Genomic DNA, 24362 nt, shown 5'->3' on the forward strand with positions numbered 1-24362 from the left:
GTCTCTTGATAGACTGTAACAGGAAAAAGCGCCATAACTCTATTGAACCATAGGCCAATCTAGCTACATTTAAGGCAAAATCTGCGTCGTCAAACTTGACGCGCAACGCCCCTTCTTCTAATGCAGGGGATATATTATTGCCTATTTAATTAGGCCTGATCAATTCTGCCTGATCAATTTTGAAGGACACGACACTATCATGGGTGCGCATGTAGCCAATATTCTAGACATTATTAAATTGCCCGACCCCGTGTTGCGCGAAAAGGCTGTTGCTGTGCCTGAAGTCACCGATGGCATCCGCAACCTGCTTGATGACATGGCCGTCACCATGTATGACGCACCGGGCATTGGCCTTGCCGCGCCACAGATCAATATTTCCGAGCGCCTTATCGTCATGGATTGCGGCAAGGATGAAACGCCCGAACTTTACAAGATGATCAATCCCGAGATTATCGAAACATCCGAAGACAAATCCATTCTCGAAGAAGGCTGCCTGTCGATCCCTGACCAGACCGCCGAAGTTACCCGGCCAGCAACCGTAACCGTGCGTTATACCGACATTGACGGCGACACCCAGATGCTGACCGCCGAAGGTCTGTTGGCTGCCTGTGTCCAGCATGAAATCGATCATCTGAACGGGGTTCTGTTTATTGACCATATATCGCGGCTGAAACGCGACATGATCATTCGCCGGGTGATGAAGGAAATGCGGCAATCATCGTCCAAATCTTAAGAGGCAAATCCAATGGGTAAATTGCGCATTGTCTATATGGGAAGTCCGGATTTCGCCATCCCCGCCCTTGATCTGCTGGCACAAAATCATGAAATATGCGCGGTCTATACACAGCCGCCACGCCGATCCGGTCGCGGTATGCAGGAACAGCCGGTGCCGCTTGCCCGCCATGCGCTTGATATGGGCTTGCCGGTATCTTGGCCAACCACGCTGAATGATAAAGATGTGCAAGACGAGCTTGCCGCCTATGATGCCGATCTGTTCATCGTCGTTGCCTATGGCTTGCTTTTGCCGCAAGCCGTTCTTGATATTCCGCGCTATGGCTGTCTGAACGGGCATGCCTCCTTATTGCCACGCTGGCGTGGTGCCGCCCCAATCCAGCGCGCCATCGAAGCTGGCGACAGTGAAACCGGCATTAGTATAATGTTGATGGAAGCTGGGCTTGATACAGGTCCGGTTCTGGCCACCCGCGCCATAGCCATCACAGACGACATGAATGCAGGCGATCTGCATGATGCGCTGGCCAGCCTGAACGCAACGCTTCTCAATGATACAGTGGCATCGCTTGATGACGCGCTGTTGCACCGCACGCCGCAAGCCAGCGACGGTGTGACCTATGCGGCCAAGATTTCCGGCGCTGATGCCCATATTGACTGGCAGACAAGCGCCGCCGAACTAGCCTGTCATATCCGTGCCTATGCGCCCTATCCGGGGGCATGGTGTAACGGGCCCAAAGGCCGCATTCGCATTCTTGAGGCGCAGCCTGCGCCTCTGCCGCATGATACCGCTGGCCAACCCGGTTCATTTGCCGGACAGGATGATAAAGGCAATATGCTGATGATGACAGGTGATGGCATCCTCTGCGTTACCCTTGTTCAGCCTGCTGGCAAAAAACCTATGCCATCACGCAACTTTCTCAATGGCGTTAAGCTGGCCATCGGCGACATGCTGTCAGGTAGCCACCCCACATGACACGTCGCATCTTCATAACCATTGAATATGATGGCGCGCCCTTTGTTGGCTGGCAACGTCAGGATAATGGCATCACTGTTCAACAGGAACTTGAAGAGGCCGCCTTTGCTTTTACCGGCGAAAAAATCAACGTTCAGGGGGCAGGCCGCACCGATTCAGGCGTCCATGCGCTGGGCCAGGTGGCGCATCTCGATGTGCCGGAAAAATTTGCTCCCAATCGTGTTATGGAAGCGCTGAATGCGCATCTGTCACACACAGCCATCAGCGTGCTTGACGCCTATGAGGTGCCCGATGATGCGCATGCGCGCTTTTCCGCAATCGGTCGGCGTTATCTATATCGTATCCTGCCCCGCCGCCAGCCCCCCGCACTTGATGCTGGCCGGGTCTGGCATCACAAACAGCCACTTGATGCCGATGCCATGCAGGCTGGTGCCGATATGCTGATCGGGCGGCATGATTTCAACAGCTTTCGCGCCGCCCAATGTCAGGCTGAATCGTCCATTCGTACGCTTGATATTCTTCAGGTTGAACAGGTGAGTGCAGAAATACATCTGCATGTCGAAGCCAGATCGTTCCTGCATCATCAGGTTCGCAATATTGCTGGCACGCTGGCGTTGGTCGGCACTGGAAAATGGCAGCCTGACGATGTCAAAGCCGCGCTGGCAGCGGCTGACCGAAGCGCTGCCGGACCTACCGCGCCTCCACATGGGTTATATCTGACCGATGTATTTTATCCGGATGGGATTGGCAAGCGCGTTTGAACTGCCCATAACAACGTCACATCCGTCGCAAAAGACAAGCCAACCATACCGGCGGCGATCCAGCCGCCTTTGCCAAGCTGATCCTTGCCAACCCGCCAGAGCCAGTAGCATGTCCAAACAGCTATCGGCAATACCAGTACCAGATAGGCGTGATTACCACTCGAAACCGTGGCAAGCTGAGTCAATCCAACCAGAAGCTGTTGCACATTTTCAATCCAGAAAAACGGAAGTAAAAAGGCAAAGCTACGCTCGACCAGACCTAGCTGTTTCAGAGCAAACAGAAAAATCAGAGCCAGCAGAACCAGCCCAACAAGCTGCACAATCATCGTTGTCACGAAAATGGATGGGGCATTTTTCAAAGTCGGATAGATCGTCACCAACGCGGTGAAGATCATCGATGCCCATATGGCATGCCACAGACCCTTGGCATCGGTCTGATAAACATCAGACATTGATGCTTTGCCGGTCATGACCCGCAGGCTATGCCCGACATAGAAAAGCAAAACCCGGGGTGCCAAACTTAAATTTTCTTGCTGCATGTCTATGCTGCCTCAAAATAACTGGCCAGCATATTTTCATATATGGCCGATAAAACATCTATATCTGCGATTGCCGTATGCTCGTCAACTTTATGCATAGTCCGCCCAACCAGCCCGAATTCGGCCACAGGGCATAGTGTTGTAATAAACCGCGCATCCGACGTTCCGCCACTGGTGGATAGCTGCGGGTCACGTCCTGTTACTTTGCTGATTGCCGCGATCATGATATCGGTCAGCATGCCTGGTTCGGTCAAAAACGGATGCGCCGACGCCCGCCAGTCAGCATGCCATATCCCGCCAACACGCGTAAAATGTTCTTCCAGCCAGCCAATTAAACTATCTGCTGTATGTTCAGTGTTAAAACGGATATTGAAACGCGCTTGCGCCCGCGCCGGTATCACATTGCCAGCCGGATTATTCGTGTCAATCGACGTTATATTCGCTGTTGAGGGATCAAAAAACGCATTACCGCCATCCAGCTCACAGCTATTCACCGGTGCCAGCATATCGAGTAATCGTGCAAATGGATTATCCGCCAGATGCGGATAGGCAACATGACCTTGCGCCCCTTCGACGGTTAGCTGACATGACAAGCTACCCCGGCGACCATTCTTGATCACATCCCCGACGGCATCCGGATTAGTCGGCTCACCAACAACGCAAAAATCGGGAACAAACCCGTGTTCCTGAACCCATTCGACCATCTTAACCGTACCATTGACGGCATCACCTTCTTCATCACCGGTAATCATCAGGCTAATGGCATGGCCTTTGGCTGGATCAAAGCTATCGCGTGCCAGCAAACGGGCTACGGCGCCAACAAACGCCGCAATGCCACCTTTCATGTCCGACGCCCCACGCCCATAGATATTGCCTTGGTCAAGCGTCCCCGAAAACGGATCAAACTGCCACGCATCGGCATCACCAACTGGCACGACATCGGTATGACCGGCGAAACAGAAATGTTTTGTCTCTGTCCCCGATGCCGCTTTGTTGCCCAACCATGCAAACAGATTATCGATCCGCGCATCGCCATCACCAAAGGCCAGCCGCGTACATTCAAATCCCAATGCTGTCAGCTCAGTCACCAGCACATCAAGCGCGCCCGCATCTGCCGGTGTTACCGACGGACAGCGGATCAGACGTTGGGTCAGGTCAACCGAATATGAAACATCATCCATATGCTAGTCTCGAAGCAGGTCGTTTACTGATGTCTTTGATCGTGTTTTTTCGTCAACTTGCTTGATAATCACCGCACATGACAAAGACGGGCCCGGGCTCCCATCTGGCAAGGGCTTGCCTGGCAGACTTCCCGGCACCACAACCGAATAGGCGGGCACACGGCCCATATGCACTTCGCCTGTATGGCGATTGATAATTTTTGTCGAGGCACCGATAAACACGCCCATCGACAGAACCGCGCCTTTTTCAACAACCACACCTTCGACAACTTCCGAACGCGCACCGATGAAACAGTCATCTTCGATCACCACAGGGCCCGCCTGTAATGGCTCAAGCACGCCGCCGATACCGGCACCACCGGAAAGATGCACATTCTTGCCAATTTGCGCACATGAGCCAACCGTTGCCCAGGTATCAACCATTGTGCCGCTATCGACATAGGCGCCAAGATTGATAAAGCCAGGCATAATCACAACGCCAGGTGCCACATAGGCAGAATGCCGCACGACACATCCTGGTACCGCGCGAAAACCGGCGTCACGAAAACGCTTTTCATCCCAGCCACTGAACTTTGGCGGCACTTTGTCCCAGAATGTCGCTTCGCCAGCCTGCGGATGCACAACGCCGCCCTTGATCACGGTCATATCATTCAGGCGGAAAGACAGCAAAACAGCCTTTTTCAGCCATTGATTCACCTGCCACTGATGATCGCCCATCGGTTCGGCAACGCGCACCGTGCCATTATCCAGCATTTCGAGAACATCGGTAACGGCGTCACGGACAGCGCCTTTCGTATCAGCATTTACACTGTCCCGTGCATCCCACGCTGCGTCAATTTCCTGCTCAAGTTGCGCTGTATCCATTCTGTTCTCCTCGCGTCGTAAACGACCTTCGTTTGTTTATGTAATATAGGTAGTGATAGTGATGATGAACACCAGTATCAAAAAGCTTTCCGTTAAGCTGTCATCGACAGGCTCGATAAAAAGCTTTTCAGATCATCGGCGATAAAATGCACAAAGTCTTGATCCGACCCCTTGATGGCAAAATCATGGTCACTTGCCAACCAGACTGTGCGCATCCCCAGCGCCGCTGCCGGTTCCAGATTCCGCGCCATATCTTCAAGCATGACCGCCCCATTCGGGTCAATCTTGGTCTTGGTAATGAACTGGTCAAAAGCAGCCATTTCCGGCTTTGGCACATAGTCAGCCCCGACAATGTCAAAAATTTCGTCAAAATGATGCCGGATACCATAGGCATTCAGGATATTTTCGGCATGTGGCACGGTGCCATTGGTAAAAATATGCTTGCGGCCAGGCAAAGCCCCGATCATCTGGTCAAGCTCGGCTTCATAGGGCAAATCGCTGACATCGATATCATGCACATAATGCAAAAACGCATCTGGCGTCATATTTTCTTCAACCATCAGCCCGCGCATCGTCGTGCCATAGCGATGAAACAAATCTTTCTGGATAACTTTGGCTTCGTCTGTTTCAACCTCGAAATGGCTGGCAACAAATTCAGTGATCCTGACCGCGACCCGCACGAACAGGTTCGAACGCGCGGGATAGATCGTATTATCCAGATCAAATATCCAGTCATTGATATCCGACACTGGAAAATGCACGGGGGATTTTTCACTTATTTGCATGATTGCTTCCTAATCAGGTAAAATTAACGTTCCATTACCATGTTCGGTAAATAGTTCGACAAGCAAGGCATGCTGTGCCCGGCCATCGGTAATCACCGCCGCTTCAGCGCCGCCATTGATTGCTTCGATACAGGTTTCAACCTTCGGGATCATGCCGCCATTGACCGTCCCATCATGAATCAAGGCTTCAGCTTGGCTAATCGTCAATTCGGGGATCAGCTTACCATTGCCATCAAGCACACCAGCAACATCAGTCAGCATGATCATGCGCGTGGCACCCAATGCCGCGGCAATCGCCCCTGCCGCCGTATCGGCATTGATATTATAGGTCTGCCCATCAGCACCCAGGCCAATTGGTGCGACAACGGGGATCAGATCGCGGGCTTTCAGTGCGTCCAGAACCTGCGTATCAATATGGTCAGGCTCGCCTACAAAACCAAGATCTATATGTTCTATTACGCTATCTGACTGTTTTGGCACCGCCATCAATTTGCGCGCCGTAATCAGGTTGCCATCCTTGCCCGAAACGCCAACTGCCTTTCCACCAGCCGCCGTAATCGCCGCCGCCAAGGCCTTGTTTATGCCACCTGCCAGCACCATTTCGACAACCGAAATGGTGGCTTCGTCAGTCACCCGCAAGCCATCAATAAAATTCGACTCGATTTCCAGTTTTTTGAGCATCTGCCCAATCTGTGGGCCGCCACCATGAACCACAACCGGACAGGCGCCGACCTGATCAAGCAAAGCAATATCCGCAGCAAAGGCGTTCACCGACTCAGCTTCACCCATCGCATGGCCACCAAATTTTATGACAATGGTTTTGCCTGAATAACGACGCATATATGGCAACGCTTCGATCAGCATGCCGGTCTTGGCAAGCATATCCTGCTGTTGGCTATGGTTTGTCTGCGTCATGATACCGCCTTTCACCTTAATAGAAACCGTCCGGGGCCACGGTGGCAGGTACCATCGGAACCTATTTCTTTAGATGTCTTTATTGCCCGGGATCGATTATCGGCAATCTTGGGAAATGCGCAAGGCCTCAGGCCGCCTCATTGCGCCGAAAAACCGCCTATACGCTATTTTTAAACTATTTTTAAACTATTTTTGCAGGGCAAATCCGGCTATATGCCCACGAAGATGCTCAATTCCATCGCCCGCTTGTGATGATGTCACAAACAATTCGGGATAGGCCGCAACATGGGTCGCAACGGTTGCTTCGGTGGCGCGGCAGACTTTTTCCAGCGCTTCGGGCTTTAATTTATCGGCTTTCGTCAGAACCGCCGCCCATGATACCGCCGACTCATCCAGCAATTTCATGATTTCGCTATCGCCCTTACCAACACCGCGACGTGCGTCAATCAACAGAAACACACGTTGCAATGACTGCCGTCCAGCCAGAAATTTGCGCGTCAGCTTGGTCCAGGCTTCGATATCGGTCTTAGGCGCCGAGGCATAGCCATATCCGGGCAGATCAACCAGCCCCAGCCGTTGCCCCAGATCAAAGAAAATCAACTGCCGCGTCCGGCCAGGCGTTTGCGATGTGCGCGCTAACATGCGACGTCCGGTCAGCGCATTCACCAATGATGATTTGCCGACATTTGACCGGCCGGCAAAGCATATTTCGGGCAGACCCATTGGCGGCAAGGCCGGCATATTATTGGCCGCCGCCGTAAAATCGCACTGGCCGGCAAAAAGCAGGCGGCCAGCTTCACGTTGTTCGGCGTCTAGCTCTTGGCCACGCGGCGCATGATGTACCATTGTTGACCCATTGATAGAAGGTTATTCCATGTCCAGTAAATCACCAGACCTGCCGGGAATGTCGCCAGCAGAAAGGTAAAGAAAATCGGCATGAGCTGAAACACTTTGGCTTGGATCGGGTCAGGCGGTGCCGGATTCAAACGCATTTGCAGGAACATTGAAACACCCATCATGATTGGCCAGGCACCAAGCTGCAGGAATGGTGGCAGGAAATCGACCGAAAACGGCAACAGGCCGAAAACATTGAAAATCGATGTTGGATCGGGTGCCGACAAATCGGTGATCCAGCCAAAGAACGGCGCATGCCGCATTTCGATTGTCACAAACAACACTTTATATAACGCAAAGAATACCGGTATCTGCAACAACACAGGCAGACAACCTGCCGCGGGATTCACTTTTTCCGCTTTATACAGCGCCATCATTTCCTTGTTCAGCGCCATCTTGTCTTCGCCAAAGCGTTCACGAAGCTGCTGAATTTTAGGCGCCAATAAACGCATCTTGCCCATCGACTGATAGGATTTATTGGCAAGCGGGAAGAACACCACTTTGACCACGACGGTAAAGGCAATCGTCGCCAGTCCGAAATTGCCCAACAATTCATTCAGCCAGTTAATCGCATAGAAAAACGGCTTGGTCAGGAAATAGAACCAGCCAAAATCAATCGCCAGATCAAAATTGGGAATGCCAAGATCTTCGCGATATTGGTCAAGCAGCTTCACGATCTTGGCACCGGCAAAAACACGGCCTTTGGCTGAAACGCTGGTATTTGGGGCCAGCACAAGACCCTTGGAGTCAATATAATCAACCTGATAACGCTCGCCTGATCCGGCCAGAGACTGGAATGAGAAATCATAGCGTGTATTTTGGTCAGGCAACAAAGCTGCCAACCAGTATTTATCGGTCAGGCCGATCCAGCCACCAGCTTTAGATGGGGTGACCGCAATCTTGCCTTGTTCGGCGTCGCGCAAATCGCTGTAATCTTCTTCTTGCAGGGTTTCATCAAATACACCCAGTGGGCCTTCATGCAGAATATAGATACCGCTTGTTGGCGGCGTCCCATGGCGACGCACCAACCCATAAGGAAATAATGTGATCGCTGCATCTAGCGTGCTTTGCACCGAATCATCATAAGAAATCAGATAATCGTCATTGATCGAAATTTGCCTGATAAAGGTCAGACCCTGGCCATTATCCCAGCGCAGGGTAACCGGCGCACCTGGCGACAGAACATCTTTATTGGTCTGCCATAATGTATCAGCCCGCGGCATCGGTTGATTAGCATCCGAAGATGACCAGCCAAACTCAACAAAAAAGGGCTGTGATGAACTAGCCTTATGCAGGAAAGTGATATTTTTGGATTCTGGATCCTGCGTTTCTTTATAATCTGTCAGCACAACATCGTCGATTCGCGCGCCCATCACCGAAATTGATCCAGTAATCAATGGCGCATCAATCAGAATGCGGGGGGCGGTGTCTTGCGGCTTGGCATCACTGATACCACCTGAAACAGCCCCGTTATTGACAGCTACATTCGAACCGCTTGATTGCGCTACTGACGGGGTGTCACTATCGGCTTGTTGTGACGCCTGAAGCGCGGCCTCGGCTTGTGCCTGTGCGGCCAGAAGTTCCTGCTGGGCGGCTTCTTGTTCAAGCTGTGGTTTGATGACAAACATCTGCCAGCCAAAAAGCACAACCATGGAAAGCGCAATGGCCAGAATCAGGTTACGATTATCGGGTTTCATAAAATCAGCCTTTTACATTCTTGGTTGGTCGCATTGTCTGGGACACAGGCGGCACAGGATCAAACGAAGGCGCAACCCCCGGATGACATCGCAGGATACGTTTTACCGCATAGTACGATCCACGCAAGAGCCCATGTGCGTGCAACGCGTCTTTTATATAATCAGAACAGGTGGGTAAATGGCGGCAATTTGAGCCAAGTAGAGGTGAAATCAGCAACTGATACAGATTTACCGGTATAAGAATCAGCCGGATCATCAAGCGCACTGCCATATGTGGCGGTTCTGCCGTGGCCACATCTGCATCTGTATCTCTGTTATACTGTTGCACCCGTCACCCCTACTTTTCAGCCTCGCCAAGCTTGCGATGCAGATATCTTAGCGATTTTTTGACTTCGGTCACTAGCTCATCAAATGAAGATGTGGCAGTTGTTGCCCGCCCGATCAGCACATAATCAACGCCGGACATGGCGATGGGTGCCAGAACCTGTTTTGCGATCACCCGCAGACGCCGCTTTACACGGTTACGGGTGACTGCATTACCGATTTTTTTGGTGGCGGTCAGACCATAGCGCCAGTCAGCGCCATCGCGGCGCACCGCCTGGATAATCACGCCTTTTGAAATCGCTTTTTCGCCATGATTCCGCGCCCGGATAAAGCCCGGCCGCGACGTAATAATGTGTTTGTCAGACAATTGATGCCCCTGACAATAAGCCTAGGCAGACAAGCGTGCACGACCCTTGGCACGACGAGCGCGCAAAACGCGGCGACCGCCTACAGTTGCCATACGGGCACGAAAGCCATGACGGCGCTTACGGACAAGAACACTAGGTTGATAGGTGCGTTTCATAACAACGCTCCTTCTGTTTATGTTTGAACTGAATGAAACTGAATGGGGTATAGGCGGCAAAGCCTGCCCTGTCAACGAAATTTGACGGCCTTGCCCATAACCAAAGCCGCCTCATCTGACCTCGTGTTTCCACAATATGCATGCAGAAATGGCACTTATTGCATTAACTTTTCGTTAATTACCTTATTTTAGCGTTTGATAATTCTAATTTGCAGACCATTAATTAAGTCTTAGGTCAGAAATATTAAGCCCTCTATCATTATTTCGATAATGTTCTGACCCTTCGACGATAGGGAGCAGTGATTGTTTAAAGCGGCAAAAAAAGCCATAACCCCCGAGTTTTTTGCAGAAAATACCATGTCTGCAAAAAAAATTATGCTGTCCATTCTTGTGATTGCTTCCCTTGCTTTTCTCACCCTAGCACTGCCTAGCACCAGTATTCGATTGGGCGAAGTAAATAAAACGCTTTATAAGCTTGTCATCGAATATACAGAAGCACGCCGCGTGCAGGCTGATCTGGCGAACATGCCCAGCGTTCTGGCAGGCACGCTTTATCAGATAGATGTAAAAGACGGCAACACCATCATAGCGCATAATTTCAAACCTATTGATCGTGCTGTCGAAATCTATGATGTCACCGCGCCCTTATCACCACAAATATCACTAAATTCGGTTAGGGCCGTATTATTGGCCAAACCCGACCTCCTTCAGATGACCTATCAGGCTTCCGACACAAAAGTCACTTTCATCATTGACCAGACTCCAATCCGCAATATTGTACGCGGCTATATGCCTATGATATTCGCCACAGTTGTTACGCTCCTTTCTACGCTTGGAATAATATTGTATTTTGTGCTTCGGCGATTTTATGTGGCGCCGCTCAATACCCTGACATCAACTTTGACCGCCTTTGCCAATGACCCGACAACCGCCCGGCCAACGTCAAAAGCCCTGCACATCAATAAAGAATTCCGCGCCGCAGCCAAGGCACTTGACGACATGCAACGCAACACGATTTCTGAAATGCGTCAGCGTGATCGGCTGGCTGATATTGGCGAAGCTGTTGCCAAGATCAATCACGATATCCGCAATGTGCTAAGCTCGGCGACTTTGGTAGCAGACGCGCTTCTGCATTCGCAGGATAAACAGGTGAGTCGTACCGCACCGCATGTGGTGCGCTCGCTTGAACAGGCTGTTGATCTTTGCCAGTCGATGATGGACTATCTTGTCGCCGTGCCTGACCCGCAATTATCAACGTTTTCCATGCATGATATTGCCAATGAACTGGCCGATGCAACCAAAATGCAGATAACCTATTCGGGGCCTGCTAAAATCCATGCCGATCGTAAAATGATGCAGCGCATTTTTCTGAATCTGGCACGTAATTCCGCCAATGGCGGGGCAACCAAGCTACATATCGACATATGGCGCGCCGGACATCTGGGTATCATCGATATTTCCGACAATGGACATGGCATCCCGAAACAGCGATGGGACGGCTTGTTTCAGGCCTTCAAAAGCCATGGACGTGGTGGTACCGGGCTTGGGCTGGCCATAACACAGGATCTTGTTGCCGCGCAGGCGGGCATGTAAAGCTCAGCCGGTCAAATGAAAATGGCACTGAATTTCGCATCCAGCTTCCGGTAGAAATTTTTGAAATGTCGGATGAACGTGACCAGTCAAGCTGGTGGCCGAAACTCAATCTCGCCAGCTAGCCCCCAGCTATTATCATCAGATATGAATGCGGATCAACCACGCAGGCCAATAATCGGCGTTGAGGGTTGTGGTTCCATATCCCAGGGAAAGAAAATCCAGGTGTCCTGTGATACTTCGGTCACGAATGTATCGACTAGTGGCCGGCCAGCTGGTTTGGCATAAACGGTTGCAAAATGCGCATCAGGCATCATCGCGCGTAATGACTTGGCGGTCTCGCCTGTATCGACCAGATCATCAACGATCAGCCAGCCTTTGCCTTTATCCGCCAGCGTGGCCTCTTTCAGAACCGTCAGGCCGCCTTGTTCCTGACCATGATAGGATGACAGACAGGCGGTTTCGATCAGCCGGATTTCAAGTTCACGGGCGACAATCGCCGCTGGAACCAGCCCGCCACGGGTCACCGCAACAATGCCTTCAAACGGACCTAATTCGAGCAATCGCCATGCCAGTGCCTTGGATGTACGATGCAATTCTTCCCATGATACGGGAAATGATTTTACCTGTGCTTCGGCCATTTCATCCTCGTCTAATCTGTTACGTGTCGTCTGTATATGCCAGCATACATATGGAATGCAATGCGGCTTGAAAGAAAGCACAATTTTGCCGAATGTAATCTATGCAACGGGTTTGGCAAGCGATATCACACCAAAAGCTTATGAAAGACCTGCCATCGGGAACAAATTGCCCATGCTGATGATCGATCGCATATAGTCAAACCCGAAACCTGCCAATAAGTGCTTGCCAGCGCCGTTACCTTAACCTATGTTGCGGCATCCTTTGTGGTGTTCGGCACGGCAAGGTAAGCGCTCGTAGCTCAGCTGGATAGAGCACTAGACTACGAATCTAGGGGTCGGGAGTTCGAATCTTCCCGAGCGCGCCATTTCTCAAGTTTCAAGGTCCGTGGACCGAGATACAAGTGACTGTTTCTAAACGATTAACGTTCTAGAACAGGAGTTTGTTGTCCTATGGTGTGGGTAAGGTTGCCGGTATATTTTTACAAAAGAAACGATACTTTTTACTTCTCGCGGTCAATTCCATCTGACCTTCAGCACCGCTTTAAAAAGCGGAAGATTGAAGTATCCCTGCGAACAAAATCAGAATCAAAAGCAGCAAAGTCTGCCGCAGCATTATCCGATAGGCTTGAACGCTATTGGGACAGTTTACGAATGGAAATGATCTATTCAAGAGAGCTTGGCCTGAGGGTGGTGAAAGATGCTAAGACGACTACCAGTGCCCAAAGCTTTTCTATAACAGAGGCGCTGGCGCTCTATCATCGTTTAAAGGGTGGTGGAAAGACAAAGCTGTTCTTCGAGTCCTCAGAGCGAAGCATGCGCTACCTGACAGATTGTCTTGGGCACGAAGATTTGGCGACACTTGAAATTTCAGACGCTGGTCGGTTTAGGGATTATCTATTCGATCGGGGGATGTCTTCATCATCAGTAAAGCGGGTGTTCTCATCAGTACGAGCAGTGATCAATCTTGCCATTCGAGAACAAGGGCTAGCTGTAACTAATGTGTTCAGTGGCACATTCATTCCAGACGATGAAGCCAAGACGCAACGCTTACCCATTCCAACGGAAGTGCTGCTCACTATTCAGCATGAATGTATGCAGTTGGATGATGAACCAAGATGGTTGATTGCCCTTATCAGTGATACTGGTATGCGCTTATCAGAAGCCTGTGGGTTGCTGACATCGGACATCTGTTTGGATGGCGAGATGCCACATATCAAACTTGTTGTGCATCCTTGGCGGCGGTTGAAGACAGGGTCTAGCTCGAGGCAAATTCCACTGGTTGGCACTTCGCTTTGGGCAGCACAGCGATTGGTAAAGCAAGGCCATCAATTTGCCTTTCCAAAATACAGTAACGAGTCCAAGTGCAATGCTAACTCTGCTAGTGCAGCATTGAACAAATGGCTGAATCCACGTGTTCCCATTGGGTGCGTCATGCATTCGTTCCGACATAGCCTAAGAGACAGGCTCCGGGCTGTCGAATGTCCTGCTGACATCATCGATGCCATAGGTGGGTGGACGACCGAGGGGGTTGGGCACCAATATGGTGAGGGTCACAGCCTGCAGGTCATGAACGGATGGATGAAGAAGCTATGAACCTAGGTTCAAGAACCAAGATCCAAGGAAACAGTCACTTGAACCTTGATCCGGGGACCTTGAAACTTGAGAAATGGCGCGCTCGGGAAGAAGTTCGATGCCTACCCACAGCGCCAATCCGTAACTGAATCTAGCTATAACAATAGCTTAGCATATCATCGCATATGGTCAACTATCAAAACCTTACCTGCAACCTTGCCTGAACCAAGCTCCGTGGTTCGAGGGCCAAGTTCCAAGCACATAGGCCCGTGATCCTCGGACCTTGAGCCGAGGACCATGGACCGTAGACCACGGATCAGGGTTACTGAGGGCGTTTCTTAATCAGTTTTGGACTTTACTGAAAGGGTGGGGCCTAGAATGGCCGGGCTTGAGCCTCTGATCGGCGGTTTACTTGATTTGTTGGCAGAGGCGGTGGGTTGGAGTTTTGTTTGGAAACTTGTGACAGACGAGTTCTACACAGTTGTATATAGTTGCATAACATCTCATTTAGTCCCATATAATCCTATATAATTGCATAAATACAATAACTTATAAATTTTTTAGTTTGACAGAACTCACCACTGTACGTATTCTGTTTATGGTTGGGTATGAGCATTCAACTGTTAGGCATCAGTTAAGCCGTATTCAAAAAGCTGCACAGTGGACCACGTAGGCCGCCACTGCTCAAAAAGGCTGCGCTGCAAAAAATCAAATATTTTAGAGCGCATAGGAGTATATTATGCAGCAATTAAACGTGATTCCGCGCAGCCGTCTGTGCGATGAACTTGGCGTTAGCCGAAGTACAATAAAAAGATGGGTTGAGACAAGACGCTTTCCGAAGCCGTTAAAAGCATCGGGGCAAGAACCTCTTTTTGACGCAAACCAAGTAAAGGAATGGTTTGCCAATATGGAGGTGAAAAATGACTGAGATGTCTAATGCTCTCCGTTTCATGAAGCTATTCAGAGGCTATAGCCAAGCTTATGGAACATATAATCCTTCAGGTCTTGGTGGAGAAGGAAAACAAAAACCTGCATATCGTGCCGAGAAAAGACCCGCGACTGAGCAAAATTTCTATGACCATGTAACTGGTAAGCAACCTATCGGTATTTACCCATTAGACGATAACGAACGAGTATCATTTGCTGCTGTAGATATTGATGAATATCCAATAATTCATGAAGCTCTCTCAGAGAAGTTGAGTAGCTGTAAATTTCCCTTCATCGTCTGCAACAGTAAATCTAACGGCGCGCATATCTATGTTTTCTTCCGTGAGCCAGAAGAGCCAGAGATAGCAATTAGTCTATTAAAGAGGGTAAGTGCTTATCTTGGATACCCCAAGGCAGAGATATTCCCTAAGCAAGTGAAGAGGCCGGCTGGAGGCTATGGTAGTTATATTAACCTTCCATTCTTTGGTCACCCTTCATTAACTTATACTTGTTGGGATGGTGATAAGAAGTTGGGTCTTAATGAATTTTTGAACCTAGCGGAGAGTAGATTAACGTCTGTCTTAGAGCTAGAGGGTTTGGTTAATAAAGCGGGTTTACCGGAAGCCTCTCTATCATCAGAGCCACAAGCACAAGAAGTCATAAGTGCTTCCGGACGGAATGACTATTTGTTTAAGTTCGGGTGTGAGCTGTTTCGTCTCATTAAAGATAAAACAACCTTAATCGAGCAGTTAAAGAAAAAGAACCTTTCCGCAACCGCAGAAGAGCACCCAAACTTTGAAACTCGAGGCCCTCTTGAGCCGTCAGAGGTTAGTCGCATATGCCAAAGTATTACAAGCTCGGCAAATACAAGCAGGTCAGGAAATGTTGCAAAGCTAATTACTGAGCTAAATCAATGCCACGCTCACGTGATGGTTGGTGGTAAAGCCAGAATTCTCAACATCAAAAAAGACCCAATCCATGACTGGAACATTCGTGACTTTTCAACGCCAGGCGACTTTCGGTCTCTATATGCAAACCGACAAGTAAATATAGGCGATAAGTTCCACAAAACTGCTGAGATATGGCTCAATCATCCTGAAAGGCTGTCCTATGATGGGGTAACATTTGATCCAACTAAAAAATCAAATGGCTACTACAACCTCTATCAGGGCTTTCCAGTAAAAGCAGTTAAAGGGGACTGCGGTCTTTATCTTGAACATATCAGGCAAAATATTTGCCTGGGCGATGAAGACTTGTATGAGTACGTCTTAGACTGGATGGCAGATGCTATTCAGAACCCTGGGAAGCGTCCTGGTGTGGCCCTAGCTATCAGAGGCAAGCAAGGAGTAGGCAAAGGTGTATTTGTAAATGTGTTTGCAAGCCTGTTTGGGCCGCACGCAATACAGGTAACGCAATCCAGTCATCTTGTTGGTAACTTTAACGCTCACCTACGAGATAAGCTTCTTGTCTTCGCAGATGAAGCGTTCTGGGCTGGAGACAAACGTGCAGAAGGGGTCTTAAAAGGGCTTGTGACAGAAGACAATATTGCCATCGAGATGAAGGGCATTGATGTGCAATCTTCGCCAAATTATGTCCGCCTGATCTTAGCATCCAATAATGAATGGATTATTCCTGCCAGTGCAGACCAAAGACGATTTGTTGTAATCGAAGCAAGTGAGGCGCGCATGCAAGACGCTTCATACTTTGGTTCAATAATTAATCAAATCGAAAATGGTGGCAGAGAGGCTCTGATGTATTTCCTATCTGAACGAGATCTTAACAGGGTAAATCTGCGAAACATTCCAAAGACAGAAGCATTAGTGATGCAGCAACTACATAGCCTAGATAGCGTTGCCCAATGGCTGTATAACTGTCTTTACTCTGGCGAAATAGAAGATGACGCGCATGGGATTCGTACCTCATGGCCAACTTCTGTGAGTGTCTCGAACTTTTTTGATGCGTATATCTACTTCTGTAAACGGCACTCAATTTCCCACCCCTCTAAATTAGCCGTATTTGGACGACGCCTTCGCGAACTTTTGCCATCCTCAAGAAAGATAAGAGAGGGAGGCAAAACCCGAGACGCAAAATACCAACTGCCTGATATTGAAAAAGCGAAGCTGGAGTTTACAACAGCCAATGGTTGGAAAGATTTCCAGTGGGAAGATGAAGGAAGCGTGCTCTTATAATAAATAATGTCATGGCCGTCATGGCAGCCACCTGCTGCCATGACGGCTCTAAGCCTTATAAGGCGGAAGGTTGTCATAGACGTCATAGACGTCATAGCAAAAATGAGGAGTAAGACTCCTCACCCCTGCTACAATAATTTGTTAATAAAATATAGGGTGGTTGCCGTGGTATCTATGACGGGAAATCTTGTCGCCAATCTCTGGCTAATACACCTTCTCTAACCAAGCCCTGTTCAATCTGACGAAGCTCCTTCCTGATAGCTCTTCCAACAGCAGCGTTCATTTGCTGTATCTCTAACTTGTCTTTTGTATATTTACCGTGGCGCATGTTGGCTTGCGAGATACGCTCTCGACCATCCGGTGTCCTCGGACCAGTACTTGCCCCGCCGTGCAGTCTACAACGACCATTCTTCTTGTTTGCAGGACGCTGGCACTCGGCACCTTTTCTTGTTTTGGCACCGCAACGCTGGCCAGGCCAACCAGGCCCAAACCGCCACTCGATACCAATGGTCACATTGTCTTTTGTTAGCATGAATAACACCCCGTCTATAGGGTATTATTATACCATAAAACGTAGCCTCCATCGAGGTAGGTGTAACCAAGGAGCAACTGCAAACATGCGAGGTCCAAGGGCCGGGAACCGGGGTCCTGGGTGCTTGGGCTTAGTTCGAAGTAGTGTTTTATTAGTCTTTACTGACTGGCAGGAAATACTACAGCCTGGACTTCACAGTTAAGGGTTAAGCTGATAGCGTTTAGGGGGCTAAGACAGGATTAATATGCCAACTTGTCAAGACGGTCACGGCTCAGATTGCTCAATTATTATGGTCAGACTCCGCTTCATAAATCGAGTGCATCTGCCAGCAACTCAACTCCAAAATACGGCTTTCGCTGCCGCGCGAAAGGAATTGAATGCGGGTCGAGGAGTTCAGTGAGGGAAATGCCCTCACCGATAATGCGGCCTGCTTATCGGCGAACACCTCAACAACACTGCGGTCGATAAAAATACGGATTGTTGAAACTCCGTTATCATCCATTTCATACTCGGACACCTCCGGCGGTCGCGGTGCAAAATTAGGGTCGATTGAGCTGCTGGTGGTATCGACAGAAATTACGCTTTTCCACCGTACCGTTTTTGATATCGCAGTGGACATAATCTTATGTGCAAAGACATTTTTCTTGTCCGGAGTTCGATAAATTTTTCCACGATTGCGATAAATATTTATGTCTGTGAACTCATTACCATCCGGGTTTGACAGCACACGAACCGTAAAACTCTGGCAATTAACCAAGCTTACCTTCAATAACAACTCAACCGTATCTCCAGCAACACCCTCCAATTCGACAAAATTATTCGGTGTCAGGACTATATCCTCATATTTTTGTTCCTTACCGCGGCAGGATTCGACAGCGGATATCGGGGACTGAGCAACATTGTCGTCCGGCAACAGCGAAAGTCGCCGCGGTAAAGTCATTATCTGATCCCATGCAAGTTTCTTGCTTTCCACATCCCAGTCTTTAGAAATCTGTTCGACTCGATTGTGACCATAAAAATTTCTTAGAAAGTTATCGAAACTGTATTGTGGGAGGCCATTATTCATATTGAATATTAGCGCAATGTCACCGTCACTCAATGGAAAGGCTGCGGGGGCATGAACTCCACAAGGGAAGGTTGCTCCAAAATTGAATTTACCATGAGCTGTTGGTTTGAATTTCATTCGTTCTTTGTCAAAGTCACCAATAAAATATTGCGCCCCTGTCATGTGACTGAAGAAAATGAGGATATGTTTATCGCCAAAAGGTAGGAAATAAGGGCAAGCACCATCATCCCCATCAATTGTAAAAATATCCCCCTCAATGAATTCATGAACATATTCCCAATTCATCAAGTCCTCGGAACGGAACAGGAAATTTGTCGCCCTGTGTGCCCCCTCAACAGCGCCCAGTCGTATACCGGCCGAGATGGAATAATACATTCCATCCTCACTCCAGATACATGGATCAAAAATACCGTAGGCTTTTTTATCATGACCCTCAGAAAAGGGAATAACGGCGTGGTCTCCTAGCTTTGACCAATTAACCAGACGCTCATCTTCAGCAATGGCGACCATGTTACCAATTCTAGTCCCATGATACATGGCAACAGCGCGGTCGTGCTCGATCATGATTGTTCCAGAGTAACAATCATTCTCAGGACCAGGAAAAATAGCATTTGGGAGATCATGCCAATGAATCAGATCATCACTGTAAGCATGTCCCCAATGCAAACGCTCATCTTCAATAGGACGACTTTGGTAGAAAAGATGCCAGCGACCCCTCCAGTAGCATAGACCATTTGGATCATTCATTGTGTTTTCAGGATTTACGAAATGATAAGAAGGGCGATATCTGTCGCCAGATTTCTGTTCACGCAAACTCTTATAGCTTCGTAAGGTTTCATCTTTTGCAAGTGCATCAGCCTGCTCCGGGTCATGTGACGGATACGATCGTTTGACGATTCTGCTTTGAGGATAATGCTTTTTCATTTTCACAAACTTAGATTCACAAATCTAGAGAACTTGGCCACCTCTCGAAGAGGTGGCCAAACAGTCTTCCATTCATTTCAGAGAATCATGATTTATACATCGGACTGTATTTGTCCTGTATACGCATCAGATCGCCCTGCATCTTGGTTAGCGCATCTCTCGCCGTAAGGTCACCAGTCAACGCCAACCCTGTGTATTTTGTGAACGCCCTTGTCATTGGGTTTGAGCATGGCGGCGCGGGGATGGCAGCCGTGTCCTTGAGTTTGTCCACCGTATCATAAAACACCTGCCAATTGTCGGGGCCTGTGTAGCTGTAGCGCAGATCATTATGCATTGAACGGCGCACCGGTGTGGTGATGTTGCCTGACACAAACGGCACCTGCCACTCATAGGAACTGGTGTGCTTGATGAACTCCCAAGCAAGATCCTTTGCTTGGCATTTTTCCATCATCAGATAACCCTCGGCACCAAACTGGTGACGTTGTGATTTCCACTTCGGGAAGAAGCAGACGTCAAAGTCTTCGGGAGTCATGCCCTGCCCCTTCAAAGCGCCCGCCCAAAAACCGCCGGCAGGCGTCATGGCAAGACGGTTACTTGAATAGAATCCGGTCAGGGTAGCTCCATCACCAAGAGAGGCCTCAGGTGTGATGCCCTCCTGTTGCAGTTGGACCATGAATTCCAGGGCTTCAACGACATTTTCGTGATTGGCCTGAGGCGTTTCCCACCGCGGGCCACCGCCGTAACCGGATGCCATAGATGAACCGCCGTAGAAATAGTTCCAGAACCAGCTTGAGAAGTCTGAATTCGGCGATTCGGCTTCGGTATACAGGTTTGTATCGTTATTGAAGATCCAGGGCATCCAGCTTCCCCACAGCCGGTTTGTCCAGCCATAGCCATAGACTTCGGTCTTTCCACCCGATTTCTTGGTGATCTTCTTAGCGATTTCGTAGAAATCGTCTTTGGTCCAGTCATCTCCAGGACGTTCAATGTCATTTTCCCGGAACAGATTCTTGTTGATGTAGATGTTGGCAGCGTTAAATGCCGTGCAGATCTGATATAGGCTGCCTTCATACATCATGCTGTGGGGAAATGCCGGGTTCACGTCAGAAAAATAGGTGCGCATGAACTCAGCATCACGCCTTACCCACTTGTCAAGAGCCTGGATGTAACCAGCGCCCGCATAAAGCTGGACGCCCTCGGTTGCCACCCTTTGAAGGTCAATCTGTTTACCGGCCGCAATCTGCGCCAGCGTTTTGCTGATGGTGTCTTCATGGTCAACACCTGCCAGCGCAATGAACTCAATATCGGCTTCAGGAAACTTAGCAATAAAGCTATTTTTCATCTGCTCCAGTTTTGTGAACCTCGCAGGACGGGTCTGGATAACCAACTTTTCCTTAACGTTGGCCATAACAAACGGAGCTGAGAGAATACCAGACCCCATAGCTACCCCTACGCCCGTAACCTTGGCGGCATTCTTCAGAAAATCACGGCGTTCCGATTTTGCCTTCAATTTCTGGGTGCTTTTTGACTGCTTTGACATAATTTCCTCCTATCGGTTGAAAGATAATTTTTCAGGCATTTACTGTTTTGGTACCTGTTATTAGAAAATACGCCCTTTGTTTCGATGTCGTCAATATATTTGTCAGACTGACATAAAAAAAATTTTCTTTTATTTCTTTTAACGCTTCTGAATTGAACATGTTTTAAAAAGGCTGGCCAGAGCAGAAAACCAGCGATGAACAGATGAACTGAACATAGACTAGTCTTTACTCTCGATATGAGCTGGTGTTTTTTTCCAACAGTCGGTGAAGGATATCGACGCCTATTCCGGTCTGCCCATCATCCCTTCACACCACCGGTCAGAATACCTTCCACAAGATGCTTTTGGCCAAACAGATATATGATCAGTGCCGGCACCATAGAGATCACAATGCCAGCTAAAACAACACTAATGCTGCCTGTCATCTTATAGTCTCTGAGCGCTACAATCCCCAGCGGCACCGTAAAGTTCGTGTCGGTGGAGAGCAGGATCAACGGCCGGAAAAACTCATTCCAATGATAGTTGAAGGCAAGAATTGCAAGAACCACCATTCCCGGTGTGCTCAGCGGGAAGAAAACCCGCCAAAACACCTGCCACTGGCTTGCGCCATCCATGATCATGGCCTCTTCCAGCGCCGACGGGATCCGCAGATAATACTGGCGCATCAAGAAGGTTCCGAATGCGCTTGGTATCGCCGGAATTATTAATCCTGTCAGACTGTCGGTCATTCCAAGATTTGAAAGCAGAACATATATAGGAATTATCGTCACCTGCAGAGGTATCATCATGGTTGCCATGACAAACCAGAAAAGCGCATTTTTTCCAGGGAATGCCAGCCTGGCAAACGCGTACCCAGCAAATGAACAGAACAGCACTTGGCCGATTGTCACAAAGAAGCAGACTATGAAACTGTTCATCATCAGATGCGGGAACGGCACGTTCGCAGACGCCTGACTCCCAACAAATATGCCTTCCCGCTCCAGATAGTAACTAAACATTACTTCCCAGTAATTCTCCCACATAAAATCGGTTGGGAGCCACTTTGGCGGCAACGAGTATGACTCGACAGGAAGTCGCAAAGAGGTTGAGACAACCCACAATAACGGGACCAGAATAAGCAAGGCTACAAAGGTCAAATAAGCATAGCTCGCCAGTGTATTTCCCGAGATTCTATTCATAGAACACCCATTTTTTCTGCACATAGAATTGCAATGCAGTCGCAATCAAGATGATGACGAACAGAAGAATTGCCAACGTGGATCCATAGCCAAACTCAAGGTCTTGGAAAGCCTTTTCATAAATATACATGACAGTGGTTCTGTTAGCATCACCGGGCCCACCCCTGGTCAGTATATAGGGGTGATCAAACACCTGCACAGCATGAATGAAGCCGATAACCGACGAGAAGAAGATCGTCGGGCTAACCATCGGGATATAAACATACAAGATTTTGCGCCATCCTGTGAGACCATCTACATCAGCAGCATCGATAACCTCTTCAGGTATTGATGCAAATCCTCCAAGAAACAGGATGAATGTGAAGCCGATATGCTGCCAAGCATAGACAAGAACTGTGGTCACCAGAACAACATCTGTCGATGTCAACCAACGCACTGAACCCACCCCTATCGCTTGGAGGTAGTAGTTCACAATTCCAAAATCTGTATCGAAGAAATAAGCCATAAAAACAGAGACAGTAGCCCCTGACATTATCAGCGGCAGGAAAAAGACTGACCTGAAGAAATAACGGAAATACCTGTTGGCCACATTGCGCACGGCCATCGCCAATGAAAACCCGATAATATTCTGCAGCAATACGACCATCAGGGCGAAGTAAATGGTGTTGAGGAACGTGGCCACTGCCACCTCATCACGCACCACATAGTCGTAATGGCTTAACCCAGCGAATTTCATTGGGCTCAACACATCCCAATAAAAGAAGCTGAGAGCAAAGGAAAACAGGATTGGGCCAGCGGTAAAAGCAAGAATCCCAAGCATTGTGGGCGCCACAAAAAGAAAACCAAGCCGCGCTTTGACCTTTTTGAGAGACGCAATATCAAGCATGGCCAGAAGCTCTCACAATGAGATTTGAGGCACTATCCACCAAATGAATCATCGAAAGATCCAGCTCGAGCGCCATTGAAGTTCCCGAATTGGTTGCATAACTAGGCAAGACACGGGCGCAACAGCTTTGCCCACCAAAATCAAAATAGACCATCGTATCGTTGCCGAGCGGCTCGAGCACATCAATATCGACTTCGAATTCATGACCATGATCATATGACCTCGGCTCAGTCATGTGTTCTGGCCTGAAACCAAGTTCCAGCTTCCGCCCCACCAGGTTATCCAGGGCAGACAGATATTTTTCAGGCAACGGGATCAGAACATCACTAGAGATTTTTATAAACGCCATGGTTCTTTCCTTTACGACCTCACAGCCAACAAAATTCATGCCAGGTGATCCAATGAATGAGGCAACGAATTTTGTTTTTGGCTCGTCATAAAGCTGTTGTGGAGGCCCGACCTGCTCGATCTTGCCCTCGTTCATCACTACGATCCGGTCGGCAAGCGTCATTGCTTCAGTCTGATCATGCGTTACATAAATGATTGTGGTCGCGACGCGCTGGTGGATTTTCTTGATCTCAGTTCGCATCTGCACGCGTAACTTTGCATCGAGATTTGACAATGGTTCATCGAACAGGAACACGGCTGGTTGCCTGACAATTGCACGCCCCATTGCAACGCGTTGCCGCTGCCCGCCAGATAGCTGCTTCGGCAGACGCTTCAACAAATCCTCCAGGCCCAGAATTGCCGCAGCTTCCTTTACACGCCGGTCAATCTCTACTCGGTTGACGCCACGCATCGAAAGTGAAATGGATATGTTCTTGTAAACATTCATATGAGGATAAAGCGCATAGTTCTGGAACACCATGGCAACATCCCGATCCTTCGGTTGAACGAAATTCACGTTCTGGTCACCAATCCGTATATCGCCTTCGGTCAGATCCTCAAGACCAGCAATCATACGAAGTGTAGTGCTTTTACCGCAGCCGGATGGACCAACAAGCACTATGAATTCTCCATGTGCTATGTCGACATCGACCTTGTCGACAACCGTGACACCACCAAACTTCTTGGAAAGACCTGACAGATAAACATTAGCCATATTGATCACATTTGCATTTATTATCCC

At 49.0% G+C, this 24362-nt stretch carries 24 protein-coding genes and 1 tRNA gene; 8 read left to right on the forward strand and 17 right to left on the reverse strand.

The annotated features are described in order from the left end of the window. Positions 1–199: 199 nt before the first annotated feature. The 3 genes from def to truA are packed head-to-tail and all read left to right on the forward strand — an operon-like array spanning position 200 to position 2466. Positions 200–733: a peptide deformylase gene (gene def / locus SAR116_RS07695; protein WP_013046363.1), complete on the forward strand. Its 534-nt coding sequence runs from the start codon at positions 200–202 to the stop codon at positions 731–733. A 12-nt stretch (positions 734–745) separates the two neighbouring features. Beyond that, on the forward strand, positions 746–1705 hold the full coding sequence (fmt, locus tag SAR116_RS07700; protein ID WP_013046364.1) for a methionyl-tRNA formyltransferase: 960 nt from the start codon (positions 746–748) through the stop codon (positions 1703–1705). Then, complete coding sequence (truA, locus tag SAR116_RS07705) at positions 1702–2466, forward strand: tRNA pseudouridine(38-40) synthase TruA (protein ID WP_013046365.1); 765 nt, start codon at positions 1702–1704, stop codon at positions 2464–2466. The genes fmt and truA overlap by 4 nt, the downstream gene beginning before the upstream one ends. On the opposite strand, the gene SAR116_RS07710 is transcribed toward truA, so the two are convergent. The 10 genes from SAR116_RS07710 to rpmH form a co-directional block, all read right to left on the reverse strand. Continuing rightward, positions 2436–3005 carry a hypothetical protein gene (locus SAR116_RS07710; protein ID WP_013046366.1) on the reverse strand — a complete coding sequence of 190 codons (570 nt, stop codon included), beginning with the start codon at positions 3003–3005 and terminating at the stop codon, positions 2436–2438. The genes truA and SAR116_RS07710 overlap by 31 nt on opposite strands. A gap of 2 nt (positions 3006–3007) precedes the next feature. After that, the gene (dapE, locus tag SAR116_RS07715) at positions 3008–4186 is read right to left on the reverse strand and encodes a succinyl-diaminopimelate desuccinylase (protein WP_013046367.1); all 1179 of its coding nucleotides are present in this window, start codon (positions 4184–4186) and stop codon (positions 3008–3010) included. A gap of 3 nt (positions 4187–4189) precedes the next feature. Further along, complete coding sequence (gene dapD, locus SAR116_RS07720) at positions 4190–5050, reverse strand: 2,3,4,5-tetrahydropyridine-2,6-dicarboxylate N-succinyltransferase (RefSeq protein ID WP_013046368.1); 861 nt, start codon at positions 5048–5050, stop codon at positions 4190–4192. A 92-nt stretch (positions 5051–5142) separates the two neighbouring features. Beyond that, the gene (locus SAR116_RS07725) at positions 5143–5835 is read right to left on the reverse strand and encodes a pyrimidine 5'-nucleotidase (protein WP_013046369.1); all 693 of its coding nucleotides are present in this window, start codon (positions 5833–5835) and stop codon (positions 5143–5145) included. A gap of 9 nt (positions 5836–5844) precedes the next feature. After that, on the reverse strand, positions 5845–6750 hold the full coding sequence (argB, locus tag SAR116_RS07730; protein WP_013046370.1) for an acetylglutamate kinase: 906 nt from the start codon (positions 6748–6750) through the stop codon (positions 5845–5847). Positions 6751–6936: 186 nt separating this feature from the next. Beyond that, entirely contained in the window at positions 6937–7596 is a 660-nt protein-coding gene (yihA, locus tag SAR116_RS07735; protein WP_013046371.1) for a ribosome biogenesis GTP-binding protein YihA/YsxC, read from the reverse strand. Further along, positions 7563–9341 carry a membrane protein insertase YidC gene (gene yidC, locus SAR116_RS07740; RefSeq protein WP_013046372.1) on the reverse strand — a complete coding sequence of 593 codons (1779 nt, stop codon included), beginning with the start codon at positions 9339–9341 and terminating at the stop codon, positions 7563–7565. The genes yihA and yidC overlap by 34 nt, the downstream gene beginning before the upstream one ends. Positions 9342–9345: 4 nt before the next feature. Beyond that, positions 9346–9669, reverse strand: a complete 324-nt coding sequence (yidD, locus tag SAR116_RS07745) for a membrane protein insertion efficiency factor YidD (protein ID WP_238531132.1) — start codon at positions 9667–9669, stop codon at positions 9346–9348. A gap of 9 nt (positions 9670–9678) precedes the next feature. Beyond that, positions 9679–10032, reverse strand: coding sequence for a ribonuclease P protein component (gene rnpA, locus SAR116_RS07750; protein WP_013046373.1), 354 nt, complete (start codon positions 10030–10032; stop codon positions 9679–9681). A gap of 21 nt (positions 10033–10053) precedes the next feature. Continuing rightward, positions 10054–10188 (reverse strand): 50S ribosomal protein L34, encoded by a 135-nt coding sequence (rpmH, locus tag SAR116_RS07755; protein ID WP_041860849.1) that lies wholly within the window; start codon positions 10186–10188, stop codon positions 10054–10056. Positions 10189–10545: 357 nt separating this feature from the next. On the opposite strand from rpmH, the gene SAR116_RS07760 reads away from it, so the two are divergent. Then, on the forward strand, positions 10546–11781 hold the full coding sequence (locus SAR116_RS07760) for a sensor histidine kinase (RefSeq protein ID WP_148212275.1): 1236 nt from the start codon (positions 10546–10548) through the stop codon (positions 11779–11781). Positions 11782–11936: 155 nt separating this feature from the next. Here SAR116_RS07760 and gpt read toward each other — a convergent pair whose 3' ends face one another. Then, positions 11937–12419 carry a xanthine phosphoribosyltransferase gene (gene gpt / locus SAR116_RS07765; RefSeq protein WP_013046375.1) on the reverse strand — a complete coding sequence of 161 codons (483 nt, stop codon included), beginning with the start codon at positions 12417–12419 and terminating at the stop codon, positions 11937–11939. A 288-nt stretch (positions 12420–12707) separates the two neighbouring features. Here gpt and SAR116_RS07770 point away from each other — a divergent pair. From SAR116_RS07770 to SAR116_RS13295, 4 genes are all read left to right on the forward strand, one after another. Beyond that, positions 12708–12784 (forward strand) — tRNA-Arg (locus tag SAR116_RS07770). Between the two features lie 85 nt (positions 12785–12869). Continuing rightward, a complete protein-coding gene (locus tag SAR116_RS07775) occupies positions 12870–14012 on the forward strand; it encodes a DUF6538 domain-containing protein (protein ID WP_013046376.1) in 1143 nt (380 codons plus the stop codon). A gap of 718 nt (positions 14013–14730) precedes the next feature. Continuing rightward, positions 14731–14919, forward strand: coding sequence for a helix-turn-helix transcriptional regulator (locus SAR116_RS07780; protein ID WP_041860850.1), 189 nt, complete (start codon positions 14731–14733; stop codon positions 14917–14919). Beyond that, the gene (locus SAR116_RS13295) at positions 14912–17107 is read left to right on the forward strand and encodes a DUF5906 domain-containing protein (protein WP_049757507.1); all 2196 of its coding nucleotides are present in this window, start codon (positions 14912–14914) and stop codon (positions 17105–17107) included. Before SAR116_RS07780 ends, SAR116_RS13295 begins: the two co-directional genes overlap by 8 nt. Before the next feature lie 172 nt (positions 17108–17279). On the opposite strand, the gene SAR116_RS07790 is transcribed toward SAR116_RS13295, so the two are convergent. The 6 genes from SAR116_RS07790 to SAR116_RS07815 form a co-directional block, all read right to left on the reverse strand. Next, entirely contained in the window at positions 17280–17639 is a 360-nt protein-coding gene (locus SAR116_RS07790; protein ID WP_041860851.1) for an HGGxSTG domain-containing protein, read from the reverse strand. 280 nt (positions 17640–17919) lie between these two features. Then, positions 17920–19629 carry a glycoside hydrolase family 32 protein gene (locus SAR116_RS07795; protein ID WP_013046378.1) on the reverse strand — a complete coding sequence of 570 codons (1710 nt, stop codon included), beginning with the start codon at positions 19627–19629 and terminating at the stop codon, positions 17920–17922. A gap of 85 nt (positions 19630–19714) precedes the next feature. Beyond that, positions 19715–21169, reverse strand: a complete 1455-nt coding sequence (locus SAR116_RS07800) for a type 2 periplasmic-binding domain-containing protein (protein WP_013046379.1) — start codon at positions 21167–21169, stop codon at positions 19715–19717. A 299-nt stretch (positions 21170–21468) separates the two neighbouring features. Next, on the reverse strand, positions 21469–22347 hold the full coding sequence (locus tag SAR116_RS07805) for a carbohydrate ABC transporter permease (protein WP_013046380.1): 879 nt from the start codon (positions 22345–22347) through the stop codon (positions 21469–21471). Then, positions 22340–23233 carry a carbohydrate ABC transporter permease gene (locus SAR116_RS07810; RefSeq protein WP_013046381.1) on the reverse strand — a complete coding sequence of 298 codons (894 nt, stop codon included), beginning with the start codon at positions 23231–23233 and terminating at the stop codon, positions 22340–22342. Before SAR116_RS07810 ends, SAR116_RS07805 begins: the two co-directional genes overlap by 8 nt. After that, positions 23226–24335: an ABC transporter ATP-binding protein gene (locus SAR116_RS07815; RefSeq protein WP_041861294.1), complete on the reverse strand. Its 1110-nt coding sequence runs from the start codon at positions 24333–24335 to the stop codon at positions 23226–23228. Before SAR116_RS07815 ends, SAR116_RS07810 begins: the two co-directional genes overlap by 8 nt. Positions 24336–24362 lie beyond the last annotated feature (27 nt).

Source organism: Candidatus Puniceispirillum marinum IMCC1322, from assembly GCF_000024465.1.
Lineage (GTDB): Bacteria > Pseudomonadota > Alphaproteobacteria > Puniceispirillales > Puniceispirillaceae > Puniceispirillum > Puniceispirillum marinum.